The sequence below is a fragment of the Dermabacter sp. HMSC08H10 genome (genome assembly GCF_001807585.1).
GTDB lineage: Bacteria > Actinomycetota > Actinomycetes > Actinomycetales > Dermabacteraceae > Dermabacter > Dermabacter hominis.
Map to the genome: position 1 here is coordinate 35,894 of NZ_KV789429.1, position 14,581 is coordinate 50,474.

The window sequence follows — 14,581 nt, forward strand, 5'->3', positions numbered from 1 at the left end:
TATATTCAGGAGTTGGTCTTTGATGAGTGCGCGGTAGCGTTTTCCTTGGCCTGTTCCGGGGTTGCGGGTGATGCGGGTACCGATAGTCCAGGTATCGGTCTTTGTGCGCAGTGTTAGGCTCGGCCCGTGCGAGCGCGCGTGCCTGCAATCTCGTACAGCACGATCGAGGCGGCTACAGAGGCGTTAAGCGATTCGGTCGTGGCCGCCATGGGGATCGACACGATCGCATCGCATTTCTCGCGCGTGAGACGCGAAATTCCCTTGCCTTCGGCACCGATGACGAGCATGATCGGGGACGTTGCGAGGTCCATATCCCGCGGCTCGAGTTCACCATCGGCATCGAGGCCAACAACAAAGACGCCCTGTTTCTTGAGCGAATCGATCGCACGGTTGAGGTTCGTCACCTGGGCGACCTTCACGCGCGTCGCGGCGCCCGCAGCAACCTTGTAGACGCTCGCGGTCATGCTGACGCTTCGACGCTCGGGAATGATCACACCGTGGGCGCCGAACGCGCCCGCGCTACGGAGTATCGCCCCGAGATTGCGTGGGTCGGTGATGCCATCGAGTGCGATGAGAAGCGGGGTATCGAAATCATTCGCGGCGATCTCGAGGAGATCCGCGGGATTCGCGTACTCGTAGGGCGGGAGGGTGAGAGCGACGCCCTGGTGAATAGCATCGTCGGTGAGCCGGTCGAGTTCGGCCCGCGTGGCTTCGTGCAGCTGAAGGCCCTTTTGATGGGCGAGGCGCATGATCTCGCGTACGCGCTCGTCTGCATCAAGCCGGATGGCAAGAGTGAGCGAGAGAGCCTCGACGCCTTCTTGGAGCGCCTCGAGAACGGAGTTGCGTCCCGCGATCACCGTGGGGCGGTTTGCAGCGTCTTTAGGGGACTTGCGCGGTGGGCGGCGCTTGCCGGATTTGGCACCGGATTTTCCGACGGTGTCGTGCGTTCCCCTGTAGGCCTTGTGATGCGGGCGATCCTCCGCCTTCGGGGTGGGGCCGCGCCCTTCGAGGCGGCGGCGGCGCACGCCGCCGGATCCGACCTTCGGGCCCTTGCGGGAGCTCTTGTGTCCTGCCATGGTCTCTCCTAGTTCGTGAGACTCCAGCGGGAGGAGCCCGCGGAGTCTTCGATGCGAATGCCGGCGGCAGCGAAGCGATCTCGGATCGCGTCGGCGCTCGCCCAGTCTTTGTTGGCACGTGCCTCGGCGCGCTCCTCGAGTTGGGCTCTAATGAGCGCATCGAGGGCGTCGTGTTCGGCATTGGTGGCGCTTGATTCGTCGGCCCACTGGGGCCCCACGAGGTCGAGTCCCAGAACATCGAGCATGTCGCGAAGTTCGCCTACGCGGCGCGCAATCTCGTGGGGGTCGCTCGTGTGCTCGGCAAGAAGCGAGTTCAGTTCGCCCTGACGCTCGTGGATCACGGCGAGAGCTTCGGCGACGGAAAGGTCGTCATTCATCGCGTCGACGAAGCGCGCGGGAAGCTCGCTCTCGCCCACCTCGCGCAGGGCTTCGCTCGCGCCTTGCTGGCTGACTGCTTCGAGTGCGCGCGTGAGGGTGCCCTCGAGGCGCGAGAGCACGGTCTCGGCTTCCGCGAGGGTGGTCTCGTTGAACTCCACGTTGGTGCGGTAGTGGGAACCCACGATCGCGAGGCGCACGGCTGCTGCCGAGTGCTTGGCCAGGACGTCTTCGGCCGTGATGAAGTTGCCGAGGCTCTTGCCCATTTTCATGCCGTCGACCGTGAGCATCCCCGAATGCATCCAGCGCTGCGCAAAGCCGTAGCCAGCTCCGTAGCTTTGCGCTTGCTCGTTTTCATGGTGCGGGAAGCGAAGATCAAGGCCGCCACCGTGAATGTCGAAGCTCTCCCCCACGTATTTTTTCGCCATCGCCGAGCACTCGAGGTGCCAGCCGGGCCGCCCTTCGCCGAACGGGGTTGACCACTTCGCTGTCGTGGGTTCGCCGTCCTTAGCCTTCTTCCACAGGGCGAAGTCTCGAGGGTCCTGCTTGAGGTTGGAGGCGGCTTCCGCATCGTCAACCATGTTCTCGATGGATTGGTTGGTGAGCGAGCCGTATTCGGGCAGGGAGGATACGTCAAAGTAGACGCTTCCTTCACCGTCGGCATACGCGTGGCCGCGCTCAATGAGACGCTGCATGAAGTCAATCATCTCCGTGACGTGACCGGTCGCGCGGGGCTCGTAGTCAGGGCGCACGGCGCCGAGCCGGTCCATGATCTCGCCAAACTTTCGTTCGTTGGCGTACGACCACTTCCACCACGGCTCACCTTCCTCGGCGGCGCGCGCGAGGATCTTATCGTCGATGTCAGTCACGTTGCGCACGTAAGTCACGCGGTAACCGCTCCTGCGCAGCCACCGCACGAGCACGTCGAACGCGAGGAACGTGCGGATATGCCCCACGTGGGGACCGTCCTGGACAGTCGGCCCGCACACGTAGAGCGAGACTTCACCGTCCTTGAGCGGGGTGAAGTCCGAAACGGTCCTGGTCTTCGAGTCATGCAGTCGTAGAGTCACGTCTTAAGCCTAACCTCTCGTGGGTATCGAAAAAGCGAGGAGCGCTTGCGGCGCCCCTCGCTTCGTGTTGGTCGTGATGTCAGATCTCGCGCGGCGTCGCGGCGCTGACCTGCTTACCGTAGAGCTCTTCGAAAGCGTCGTCGTAGTCAACGCTATTAGCGCGGCGCTTGCCCTGAACGGATTCGACGGCGCTCTTAGCGGTCTCGATGGTGACTTCGGGCGCGGTGATCTTCTTGACGATCAGGAAGGCGATGAGGCCGAGGATCGCGCCGAGTACCACGAGCGCGCCACACACGATGAGGAACGACGCCCATGCCGGCAGACCGAGTGCCACTAGACCCCACGCGCAGAAGAAGAGGAACATCACCCACGCGCTCAGGAGGAAGAACACGAGAACCGCGGCAAGCGCCGCAACGGCGCCGCCCTTGACGGCGATCCCGGTGATCTCCTTCTTCGCGATTGCGACCTGCTGGTCGATCACGGAGGTGAATTCGTTCTTGATCGAGGCGACGAGTTCGCCAATCGACCGCGAGGTCGTGCTCGCTCGGCGTTCGTTCGAGGAGCGGTCGTTCGAGGAATTGATCATGCATTCAGCCTATCAATGCGGGCCCTGCGTCATTCAGGGGTTTCGAAGGGTTTTCTCCGGTTAGTCGTGTGATGTTTAGTCGATCGTCACGCGCTTGCGGCGCTGCTGCTCGGGACGAGGCCCCGCCGACGAGGAACGACGCACGATGAGGTGCGGCGAAACCGCGGTATCGCGTGCGGGGCCCTCGAAACCGCCGATGCGCTCAACGAGCATCTGCGCGCCAAGCGCCCCAATGCGGCGCGAGTTCGGATCGATGCTGGTCACCTGCGCAATACCCGAAGACGCGAGCGACGTATTGCCATAGCCGGTCACGGCAAGCTGAGCGGGAACATCGAAGCCGGCGTCGGCTGCTGCCGAGAGCACACCGACGGCGGTCACATCGTTCGAGCACGTGATCGCGGTGGGAACCTGGCTGCCGCGCAGAAGCATCGCTCCTGCGGTCTGCCCAACCTGCTCGCTGAAGTCCGCCGGCTCCACGCGCGCACGATCCTCGAGTCCGTGACGCTTCATCGCGGCCTTGAAGGCGGTCGCACGCTCCTTCGCCACGGCATACCCCACGCCGCCCACGTGAGCGATGTCCTTGTGGCCGAGACTCACAAGGTGGTCGACGAGGAGGCCAAAGCCCGCTTCATCGTCAATACGGACCGTGTCCGACTTCCCGATGCGCTCTTTCGAGCCACCGATCGCGACGAGAGGGCGGTTACCGATGGCCTCAAAGACCTTGTCGAGCTCGGGAAGTTCACTGGCCATGATGAAGCCGTCTACTCCGAGTGCCGTGAGCGAGGAGATCGTTTCTTCCTCGAGCGTGACGGGGTATTCGGGCATGCGTCGGCGAGTCGGCACGACCACGACGTGGCGGCCGGTCGCGGCGAGCTCGATGCGGATCGAGCGAACCAGATCGGAGATCCACGTGTTGCGCATCGTGTTCACGAGCACAGCGACGACACCGCGGTGGTCATCCTCTTGGGCGAGGTCTTCGAGCGGGTAGTGGAGCCGTTCGGCGGTCTCGCGAACGGACGTCACGAGCCTCGAATTGATGTCGGACTCGCCGCGAAGGGCGCGAAGCGCAACCGCGGCCGTGATGCCGAGGGAGTTGGCAACCTCGGTCAGCGTTGCGCGGTCACCTTCGGAGCGCTGCTCCGTGACCTCGGGAGCGACCTTCGCCGCCGCTTCGAGTTCTTCGGGGCTCTCTCCGGGTGCGAAATCGCCGTTGATGTCGCCGCGTGCTTTATCGTTCATGAGGCCTTAGCCGTCCTTTTCTGTCCTGGAAGCCGCGCCCGCATGGCGCGTGACATTCGCCTTTAACGGTAGCCCACGTGCCTCAACACGCGGGCAAGGACACGGGAACCGTGACGGCGAGGCCGCCCATTGCGGTTTCCTTGTAGTGCTCGTGCATGTCCTTACCCGTGCGGCGCATGGTCTCGAGCACGGTGTCGAACGAGACGAAGTGTTCGCCATTGCCACGCATCGCGAAGCGCACCGCCGTAATCGACTTGATCGCGCCCATCGCGTTGCGCTCAATGCAGGGCACCTGCACGAGACCACCGACGGGATCGCATGTGAGGCCGAGGTTGTGTTCCATCGCAATCTCGGCAGCGTTTTCGACCTGCCGGGGCTTCGCGCCCATAACTTCGGCAAGCCCCGCCGCGGCCATCGAGCTCGCCGAGCCAACTTCGCCCTGGCAGCCCACTTCCGCGCCGGAAATCGACGCGCGCTCCTTGCACAGCGATCCGAACGCGGCAGCTGCGAGCATAAAGCGCACGATGACGTCATCACGATCGTCGTAGTTGAGGTAGGTGAGCGCGTAATACAGCACCGCGGGGATAATCCCGGCCGCGCCGTTGGTGGGAGCTGTGACGACGCGCCCGCCGCCCGCGTTTTCCTCGTTCACTGCGAGCGCTGCGAGGCTCACCCATTCGAATGCGTTGTCGGCGCGATGGTTCGGGTCTTCGAGCTGAAGGGCGTCGTGCCAGGTTGCTGCGCGGCGCCGCACGTTGAGGCCGCCCGGGAGCACACCGGAGGTGTGCATGCCACGCTCGATGCAGGCTTCCATGACTGCCCAAATGTCGAGGATCCCCTGGCGGATTTCGCTGTCGGTTCGCCATTGCCTCTCGCGCATGAGCATCGCTTGTGAAACCGTGATGCCGTTTTCTTCGCATACGCGAAGAAGCTCCTCACCGCTTTGGAAGATTGGTTTCACACCGTCATCGGCGCCCGCTGCGCTGTCGTCTGCGGAGGTTTCCGACGCCTGCTGGGCTTCGAGCTCCTCCTTGTCGACGACGAAGCCGCCACCGATCGAGAACATCGTGCGCTTGTCGAGCTCGTTGCCGTCCTCATCGAGCACCGCGAAGGTCATGCCGTTCGAATGCTCGGGAAGGAAGGTGAGGGGGTGCAGCACGATCGTGGACGGGCGGAGGCTTACCGGGACGCGCCCGCCGAGCATGAGTCCACCGTTGGCGTCGATGTCTTTCGCTCGCGCCCAGGCTTCGGTGGGATCGATCGTGGCGGGGTCGTTGCCCTCGAGACCGAGGACGACCGCGTCGAGTGTTCCGTGGCCCATGCCGGTCGCCGCAAGCGAGCCGTAAAGGTGCACCTCGATATCGGCGATGTCGGGGCCAATAGTGGGGTGGGCAAGGGCCTCGTCGGCGAATTCTTTCGCGGCGCGCATGGGGCCGACGGTGTGCGAACTCGAGGGGCCGATCCCGATCTTGAACAGGTCAAACAAGCTGACGCTCATCGAGGGACTCCTTATCGTGTCGAACGCGGATCATATGACGTGTGGTGAAGCTTTAGCGCGACCGGCGTTGGCCACGCGACCGGGCTGGGGAAGCACCGCGTGCCCGGCGAGCGTCGGGCCCTCGTTTCTTCCCGCCCGTGCGGCGGCCTTTGCCAGAACCCGACGTACGCGAGAAAGGTGACTTTTCGTTCTCGTCGTAAACCGCGCGGCGCTTCTCGTTCTCGCGCCGTTCCGCGGCGTTTCTCGAGTTAGCTCCGCGCATCCTGGTGACATCGAGCTTACGGGGCGCGCCCTTGTATTTGACGAGCTGAGGGTCCCGGGCGGGGGTCCCGCTCGGTGTCCTTCCTCCGACATACCGGATCACCTCGTCGGTTTCGGAATTCACTTCGCTCCATTCGGGGCTCACCTGGGCAGTCTCGAGCACCTGGCGGGTCTTGTCCTTCTGGTGCGGGAGGGCGAGAGTGACCACGACGCCCGAAGCCCCGGCGCGTGCCGTGCGGCCCGAGCGGTGCACGTACTCCTTCGCGTCATCGGAAGGGTCGACGTGCAGCACGAGCGAAACGTCGTCGATGTGGATGCCACGAGCGGCCACGTCGGTCGCGACGAGCACGTCGAAGGCCCCCTGGCGGAACCCCGCGAGGACGTTCGTGCGCAGGCCTTGCTGTTTATTGCCGTGCAGGGCCGCGGCGGGAATGCCCACCTCAATGAGTTCCTGGGCGACGCGTTCGGCACCGAGTTGCGTGCGCGTAAACAGGAGGGTGCGACCGTCGCGCGCCGCGATCTGAGCCGTGATCTGGCGCTTCTTTTTTGGATTGATGGCGTAGACGACGTGCCGCATGTTCTGCACCGCCGCGGCGACAGGGGTCGTCTCGTGCGTGACGGGGTCGACGAGGAAGCGGTCGGTGATCGCATCGACCTGGTCGTCGAGCGTTGCCGAAAAGAGCATCTTCTGCGTGCCCATCTCAACGTGCGCGAGAATCTCGGTGACGACGGGAAGGAAGCCGAGGTCGGCCATGTGATCCGCCTCGTCAATAACCGTCGTCTCGATGCGGTCAAGGAAGAGATCTCCCCGCTGGGCGAGGTCGACGACACGCCCCGGTGTCGCGACGATGATCTCAACGCCCCGACGCAGCGCATCGGCCTGCTTGTCGATGTTCATGCCACCCGAAACAAGCTGAGCCTTGATACCAACGGCACGCGCGAACGGGTGAATTGTGTCGACGACTTGGACCGCAAGCTCGCGAGTAGGCACGAGCACCATTCCCAGTGGACGACGCCTGTGGGAGCTGCGATGCCGAAAACGCGCACACATCGACAGCGCAAAAGCAAGGGTTTTACCCGATCCAGTTTCAGCGCGGGCAAGAACGTCGCGTCCCGCGAGCGCATCGGGCAAGATTGCTTCTTGGATTTCGAAGGCACGCTCGAAACCCTGCGCCTGGAGTTCTTGAACGAGCTCTTCCGGAAGCGCCATCGCATCGAAGCGCTCGGCTTTGTGTGTCCGTCGTGACTTGGGCATGGCAGCGGCCCCTTTCTGCGCGCGTGTGCGCGGTCTTGTGCTTCTCATGGGCGCCGTGGCGCCGGGCCCCAAGGGGGCGGTAAACACCTCAAGTATCCGCGAGCCATCTCGGCACCGGAAGAGACGGTCGCTCAATTCGTTTGCAAACTCACGTCTATGACTGCTGCCCGATGGCCCACGGGGTGGAATACTTGAGCATCGTGTTGCGAACACTCATGACCTCAAAGATCCACCGCGCCACCGTCACGCAAGCCGACCTTCACTACGTGGGGTCGGTAACCGTCGATGCCGATTTACTCGATGCCGCGGGCCTCATCGAAAACGAACTCGTCGCCATCGTCGACGTGACGAACGGGGCTCGGCTTGAAACCTACGTGATTCGAGGCGAAGCGGGTAGCGGGGAGATCAAGATCAACGGGGCTGCGGCCCACCTCGTGCACCCCGGCGACCTCGTGATCCTGATCGCCTACGGTCAGTTCACGCCGGAGGAGGCCACCGCTCACACCCCGCGGGTTGTCCACGTCGATGACAAGAATCGCATCGTCGCGCTCGGCAGCGATCCTGCCCAGGCCGTGCCGGGAGCTCCCGACCAGATTTCCTCGAGGTAACTCACGTGGCGGGAGTCGTGAGCGGGTTCTTCGTGATCGCCGTGATCGTCACCGTGGGCGCATTCGCGGGGTGGTGCAATCTTTTGGGCCCCCAGGGCCGCTTTGTTCTCAATCGCCTGACCTATTTCATCGCGGGGCCATGCCTCGTGTTTGTGTCGCTCATCGACAGCGACCTTCACCTCATACTCTCCGCCAATTTTGCGGTCGCTGCCCTGGCAGCACTCCTCACGACTCTGCTCGCCGCCGCCCTTTCGCGCATTTTCCTCCAGCAGGATTTCCCCCACACCGTGATTTCCTCGGTTTCGGCCTCGATGGTCAATAGCGCGAACATGGGCTTTCCCATCGCGGCCTATGTTCTCGGTGACGTCTCTCTTGCGCTCCCCGTGGCGCTTTGGCAAATGGCGGTGTTCACGCCGCTCTTCCAGTCGGTTCTCCACTCTGCGGTCTCAGGGCAGCGACCAAGCGTACGCGCCCTCGCGGGAACAATTGCCGTGAACCCCATGATCGTCGCGTCCGCGGCAGGTCTCGCTGTTCTCGGCTTCGACCTTCACCTCCCGGCCTTCGTCACCGAACCGATCGACGTCATCGCGGGCATTTCCATCCCAGGGATGCTCCTCGCGTTTGGCATGTCGCTCACCACCTCGAGGCCTTTCTCGAAGGAGGCGGGGCATCGCGCCGACATCGTCCTCGCTACTGCCCTCAAGCTCCTCGCGATGCCCCTTTTTGCCTGGGCTCTCGGCCGGTTCGCCTTTGATCTCACGGGAACGGCGCTTTACGCGGTCGTCGTCCTCGCTGCGCTGCCTACCGCGCAAAACGTATACGTCGCCGCTGCGCGTTACGAGGTGGGCGAGGAGATGACGCGCGATATCGCGCTGTTGACATCGGTCGGCACAATGGTCGCGCTCATGGTGATTGCTTCGCTTTTCGGAGCGTGAGAAGCGCTTTACGTTAGGGTCGAGGCATGATCGTCACTACCGTATGCTGGGGCAACATTTGCCGCTCCCCGATGGCCGAACGCATCCTCGCCTCCGCGCTGTCGTCCCTCGAAGGCGGTGAAGGCATCACCGTCAATTCCGTTGGTGTGAGCAGTGAAGAGACGGGCAACCCCATGGATCCACGCGCTGCCCGCGTTCTCAAAGCCCAGGGCTACGACGCGGGCGGCCACGCCGCTCGTCAGGTGAGCGCTGCCGACATCGAGCGAACCGATCTTTTCGTCGCCGCCGAGCAGTTCCACCTCGACCGGCTTCGTGCGCTTGGAGCCCGCGAGGAGCAGCTCGCTCTCATGACCGACTTCGACCTCGAGTCTCAGCCGGGCGACGCCCTGCCCGACCCGTGGTACGGCGGCGCCGAGGACTTCGATCGGACTCTCGACGTGCTCGAGCGCGCGATGCCGCGCCTCGCCGCACGCCTCGTGAAAGAGTCCTAGAAACTTGCGGCGAGGCTCGTAAGCGCGTCCTCGTCCATCCCTGCCTCGCGCAGGACCTTCTGGAACATGGGCGCCTTCGCTCGGCGGTACTCGTCCACGTCGATCGCCCCCGTGAACGCAAGACCTCGCTTGTAGCCCGAAAACTCCGCCACGAGCTCGGGGCTGTTCATGAGGACTTGACGCGCCGCGACGCTCGCGTGAAGCAGCGGCGATCCCTCATCGAAAACGGTGAGGGAGTGAAGCACTCCCGACGTGGGAGTATTCAGTTTTCGGTAACCCTCGCCCTCCTGGCGATCGCCGCCGGCCACGTAGCCAAGCGGGGCGAGCGCCTCGCACGCCTCGTCAAGCGCGAGTGGCGCAGCGACCACCGCGATATCGATGATCGGTCTTGCGACCATGCCCGGAACCGAGGTCGCGCCGATGTGCTCGATCCCCTGGCCGCCGTGGCCGTCGAGGGCGTCCACGAGGGTCGTTGCGACCCCCATAAAATCGCCCACCCAAGATTCCGAATACTCGCTCAAATGAATCGCCATACCCCCATCCTACGGGCGAGGAACGGGGCGTATAGCCGAGCTGATGCTGGCGCGGCGGCCGTCGGACCCTCACGAGGCCCCCAAAGGCACAGCACGTAGACTAGAGACATTGAATGCGCGCTCGAGACCGAGGGCGCACGACACCGACACGAGGAAAGGGACACGATGGCTGAGGCCCCATACCGTTACACCGCCGAACTCGCGGGACAGATCGAGCAGAAATGGCAAAAGCTGTGGCTCGAGCAGGGTACTTTCAACGCCGTCAACCCCGTGGGCGAGCTCTCCGATGGACGCAGCGCCGAAGAGCTCGGCGAGAAGATGTTCATCATGGACATGTTCCCCTACCCCTCGGGCAAGGGACTGCATGTGGGCCACCCGCTTGGCTACATTGCGACCGACGCCGTCGCGCGTCACAACCGCATGCTCGGCAAGAATGTGCTCTACACGATGGGCTACGACGCCTTCGGCCTGCCCGCGGAGCAGTACGCGATTCAAACCGGCACCCACCCGCGCGTCACGACCGACGAAAACGTTGCGAACATGGCCCGTCAGCTCTTCCGCCTGGGCCTTTCGCACGACTCGCGCCGCTCGCTTCGCACAACCGACCTCGATTTCGTCAAGTGGACACAGTGGGTCTTCCTCCAGTTGTTCGACTCGTGGTACGACCCGAACTTCGTGAAGGCTGACGGCACACGCGGCTCTGCACGACCCATTTCGGAACTCAAGGGTGCGATCCAGGATCGCGACGTTGATCCGTACGCCCTAGCCGAGCAGCAGAGCATCGACATTCCGCAGATGTGGTACGACCGCAAGCCGGATCACGAGCACTGGAATCCCGAGCACGATACTCCCTTCGACTTCCTCATCCAGTACACGCCGGAGGAGATGACGGAGCTCGTCGACTGCTTCCGCCTCGCCTACGTCAGCGACACGCCGGTCAATTGGTGCCCCGGCCTCGGCACAGTGCTCGCGAACGAAGAAGTCACGGCCGAGGGCCGATCCGAGCGCGGCGACTTCCCCGTGTTCAAGCGCCGCCTGCGCCAGTGGAACCTGCGCATCACCGCGTATGCCGATCGACTTCTCGAGGATCTCGACACCGTCAACTGGCCCGAATCGGTCAAGTCCATGCAGCGGAACTGGATCGGCCGCTCGCGCGGTGCGCAGGTCACGTTTACGCTGGATTCCGACGGTTGCCCAGCCTTCGCCGATTCCACGTTCGACGTCTTCACGACGCGCGTTGACACGCTGTTTGGCGCGACCTTCACGGTGCTCTCGCCCGAGCATCCGCTGCTGTCTGACGTCAGCGCTCTTCCCGAGGCGTGGCCCGAAGGCACGAAGTCCGCGTGGACCGGCGGAGCGTCGAGCCCGCGCGAGGCCGTCGCCGCCTACAAAGAACGTGCCGCCGCACTCGATGACACCGAGCGCACTGCCGATTCGCGCGAAAAGACGGGAGTGTTCACGGGCCTTTTCGCCGTGAACCCGATGGACGGCCGTGCGCTTCCCGTGTTCACCGCCGACTACGTACTCATGGGCTACGGCACGGGCGCCATCATGGCCGTTCCCGCCGAAGACGAACGTGACTACGCGTTCGCGAGCGCTTTCGAGCTTCCCGTGATCCGCACCGTTCAGCCGCCCGCCGACTTCGAAGAGGGACAGGCCTACACGGGCGACGGGAAGAAGATCAATTCGCGCAGCGACGAGCTCGATCTCAACGGCATGAGCAAGGACGAGGCGATCGCCGCCGCGACCGAATTCGCCGAGAAGAAGGGCTTCGGCCACGCAAAGACGACGTACCGGTTGCGCGACTGGCTTTTCAGTCGCCAGCGCTACTGGGGCGAACCCTTCCCGATCGTGTACGCGGAAGACGCACCCGAAGTCCCGATCGCGCTCCCGTTCGATCAGCTTCCCGTTAAGCTGCCCGAACTCGACGACTTCTCACCCAAGACGTTCGACCCGGAAGACGCCGACACCGAGCCGCAGACCCCGCTCTCGCGCGCGGAGGACTGGGCATGGGTCGAGCTTGATCTTGGCGACGGCATGAAGCGCTACCGTCGCGAAATGAATGTCATGCCGCAGTGGGCCGGATCGTCGTGGTACGAAATCCGCTACACCGATCCCACGAACGACGACCAGATTTCGGCGCCCGAAAATGAGCAGTACTGGATGGGCCCGCGCGAAGACGCCCCCACGGGCGGCGTCGACTTGTACGTCGGTGGTGTCGAGCATGCCGTTCTCCACCTGCTCTACGCACGTTTCTGGCACAAGGTTCTCTTCGACCGCGGCTACCTTGCGAGCGCCGAGCCGTTCCACACCCTGTTCAACCAGGGATATGTGCAGGCCTATGCTTACCGCGACGAGCGAGGCGTCTACGTCAACGCCTCCGAGGTTGTTGAGGAAGCCGACGGCACCTTCACTCACGATGGCAAACCCGTGCGCCAGGAATACGGGAAGATGGGCAAGTCCCTGCGCAACATCGTGACCCCGGACGACATGTACGACGAGTTCGGCGCCGACACGTTCCGCGTGTACGAAATGTCGATGGGTCCGCTCGATCTGTCGCGCCCCTGGAACACGCGCGACGTCGTGGGCTCGCAGCGCTTCCTTCAGCGTTTGTGGCGCCTCGCCGTGTCCGAAGACACCGGCGAGTGCATCGTGAGCGATGCCGAGCCGAGCGTGGAGACCTTGCGCGCCGTGCATAAGACCATCGACGCGGTGAGCGCCGACATGGACCACATGCGTTTCAACACCGCAATCGCGCGCCTCATCGAGCTCGTCAATCACCTCACGAAGGTCGCCGGCGAGAGCGGCGGCGCGCCGCGTTCGGCCGTCGAGGCTCTCGTGCTCATGGTCTCGCCGTTTGCCCCGCACCTCGCCGAGGAACTGTGGGCGAAGCTCGGTCACGACGAGTCGCTCGCGCGCGCTTCCTACCCGGTTGCGGATCCGCAGTACCTCGTTGCCGACGCCGTCACGTGCGTCATCCAGGTCAAGGGCAAGGTGCGCCACCGCATCGAGGTTGATCCGGAGATCTCGGCGGAGGAGCTCGAGAAGGCAGTGTTTGCCGAGGAGCGCGTGCAAAAACTCATCGAGGGCCACGAGGTTCGTAAGGTGATCGTGCGCGCGCCGAAGCTCGTTAACATCGTCCTCTCCTAACTGAATTGCATAGGGGTTGCGGGGGTTTGGATACCGCCCCCTCTCCCTGAAATTGCATAGTTGTTGTGGGGGTTTGAGCCGCGTGGCTCGGACCCCCACACCTCTTCGGTTTAAGGAGCGTTTCGAGACGGAACAGCGACTCTCGCCGAACGCGCTGAGGCGGCTCGCGCTCCACATTTCTCGGTTTCTCCCACTCCGCCCAGGGGCGCGCATGATGACAGCTGCCGATCCATAGCATGCAAGCCGTGGCACGCATCCGAGCTCCTATCCCGGCCGCCCTCGCGCACACCGTATTCACGTCCCAAGAGGCCTATGCGCAGGCAGTCACGCGAGATCAGCTCCGCGGTCCGAATTATCAGCAGCTCCACCGGGGAATCTATGCTCCGACGGATCTTTCGCCCACAAGTTGGGACTACGCGCGCATCGTGACTCACGCATGCCCAAAAGCCGCACTCTCTCAAATTTCGGCAGCACTCTTGTGGGGATTTCCTCTACCCACCAGATTCCTCGCGCAGGAATGCCCACCAACTCCGGAACTGGCGCGTATCCAAGACGCTCACGCGCCCATACCCGAAAAACTCAATGGCCTTCCGAACTTTGTTTACCCCTACCATCACCGCTCCCCCACGCAGCCATGTGCCGAGTGGCGGCAGCATCTTTTGGCAAGCGACGATGTCATTGTTGTGGAGCCCGACCAGATTCGTGCGGGCTTAGGTGCCGACGGTGGCCCAGCAAGCGTCGGAATGCCGTGGCACCCCTCCACCGCGCCCCTGTGGAAAAAGCCGCTCAGGATCATGTCCCGCGAACGAACGTTCCTTGATCTTGCGACGGTGCTGAACCCGTTTGAGCTCGTGGCCGTAGGCGACTATCTCGTGCGTCGACCGCGCCCGAACTACGAGGGGCGAAGCCGGCCCTACTGCACGATTGCTGGCCTCAAGGGCGCGCGCGAGAAATACCCAAAAATCGACGGCGCCACAAATACGCGATGGGCGCTCGACAATATTCGCGTGGGCTCTGACTCACCTCAGGAGACTCTGTGCCGCCTTCTTCTCGTCGAGGCGGGCCTTCCTGAACCGCAGCTCAATATTCCTATCCCGCTGGCCGGAGGAATCGTCGTTCCCGATCGTGACCTCGTCTATCCGGCTCAGAAGGTCGTTGTGGAGTATCAGGGAAGCTCCCACGAAGAGCCGCAACGGGCGGCGCGCGACCGCTACCACGCCGAGAATCTTCGGGAGGAGGGGTGGGAGGTCGTCCCGATTTATAAAGATGACCTCCCGTATGTCGGTTGGTGCAACGAGTTTCCAGCGAAGTATCGAATAGACGCGCCGGGGATGCCTCGCATCAATCGCGTCAACTTTAAGTTGTCACCATATGCGCTGGCGCCGGAGCCTCGCGAGTGGCCCCTTGTTGTCAAGGTTCGCGAAGCATTCCGACGCCAGGCAATGCGGTAGGTTGCGGGGGCTAAACCCGAGGAATAACCCCCGCAACCCCTATGGAATCCAAG

At 63.4% G+C, this 14,581-nt stretch carries 12 protein-coding genes; 5 read left to right on the forward strand and 7 right to left on the reverse strand.

The genetic code is table 11. From position 1 onward, the window contains the following. Positions 1–113 precede the first annotated feature (113 nt). From rlmB to HMPREF3176_RS08360, 6 genes are all read right to left on the reverse strand, one after another. On the reverse strand, positions 114–1,076 hold the full coding sequence (gene rlmB / locus HMPREF3176_RS08335; RefSeq protein ID WP_070459734.1) for a 23S rRNA (guanosine(2251)-2'-O)-methyltransferase RlmB: 963 nt from the start codon (positions 1,074–1,076) through the stop codon (positions 114–116). 8 nt (positions 1,077–1,084) lie between these two features. Beyond that, positions 1,085–2,521: a cysteine--tRNA ligase gene (cysS, locus tag HMPREF3176_RS08340; protein ID WP_070459736.1), complete on the reverse strand. Its 1,437-nt coding sequence runs from the start codon at positions 2,519–2,521 to the stop codon at positions 1,085–1,087. 79 nt (positions 2,522–2,600) lie between these two features. Further along, positions 2,601–3,107 (reverse strand): phage holin family protein, encoded by a 507-nt coding sequence (locus HMPREF3176_RS08345; RefSeq protein ID WP_034372745.1) that lies wholly within the window; start codon positions 3,105–3,107, stop codon positions 2,601–2,603. A 75-nt stretch (positions 3,108–3,182) separates the two neighbouring features. Next, complete coding sequence (locus HMPREF3176_RS08350) at positions 3,183–4,346, reverse strand: LacI family DNA-binding transcriptional regulator (RefSeq protein WP_070459739.1); 1,164 nt, start codon at positions 4,344–4,346, stop codon at positions 3,183–3,185. Positions 4,347–4,428: 82 nt separating this feature from the next. Next, on the reverse strand, positions 4,429–5,844 hold the full coding sequence (locus HMPREF3176_RS08355; protein WP_070459743.1) for an L-serine ammonia-lyase: 1,416 nt from the start codon (positions 5,842–5,844) through the stop codon (positions 4,429–4,431). A 52-nt stretch (positions 5,845–5,896) separates the two neighbouring features. Continuing rightward, positions 5,897–7,360 (reverse strand): DEAD/DEAH box helicase, encoded by a 1,464-nt coding sequence (locus HMPREF3176_RS08360; protein WP_061211307.1) that lies wholly within the window; start codon positions 7,358–7,360, stop codon positions 5,897–5,899. Between the two features lie 200 nt (positions 7,361–7,560). On the opposite strand from HMPREF3176_RS08360, the gene panD reads away from it, so the two are divergent. From panD to HMPREF3176_RS08375, 3 genes are read left to right on the forward strand one after another with little or no spacing between them, the layout of a single operon-like run. Further along, a complete protein-coding gene (gene panD, locus HMPREF3176_RS08365) occupies positions 7,561–7,968 on the forward strand; it encodes an aspartate 1-decarboxylase (RefSeq protein WP_034374752.1) in 408 nt (135 codons plus the stop codon). 5 nt (positions 7,969–7,973) lie between these two features. After that, complete coding sequence (locus HMPREF3176_RS08370) at positions 7,974–8,903, forward strand: AEC family transporter (protein ID WP_070459746.1); 930 nt, start codon at positions 7,974–7,976, stop codon at positions 8,901–8,903. 26 nt (positions 8,904–8,929) lie between these two features. Beyond that, positions 8,930–9,394 (forward strand): low molecular weight protein-tyrosine-phosphatase, encoded by a 465-nt coding sequence (locus tag HMPREF3176_RS08375; protein WP_016664309.1) that lies wholly within the window; start codon positions 8,930–8,932, stop codon positions 9,392–9,394. Here the strand turns inward: HMPREF3176_RS08375 and HMPREF3176_RS08380 are convergent. Further along, positions 9,391–9,927: a GrpB family protein gene (locus HMPREF3176_RS08380; RefSeq protein ID WP_016664308.1), complete on the reverse strand. Its 537-nt coding sequence runs from the start codon at positions 9,925–9,927 to the stop codon at positions 9,391–9,393. The genes HMPREF3176_RS08375 and HMPREF3176_RS08380 overlap by 4 nt on opposite strands. 165 nt (positions 9,928–10,092) lie before the next feature. Here HMPREF3176_RS08380 and leuS point away from each other — a divergent pair, with 165 nt between their 5' ends. After that, entirely contained in the window at positions 10,093–13,077 is a 2,985-nt protein-coding gene (gene leuS / locus HMPREF3176_RS08385) for a leucine--tRNA ligase (RefSeq protein WP_070459749.1), read from the forward strand. Positions 13,078–13,322: 245 nt separating this feature from the next. Continuing rightward, on the forward strand, positions 13,323–14,528 hold the full coding sequence (locus HMPREF3176_RS10265) for a hypothetical protein (RefSeq protein ID WP_141742408.1): 1,206 nt from the start codon (positions 13,323–13,325) through the stop codon (positions 14,526–14,528). Positions 14,529–14,581 lie beyond the last annotated feature (53 nt).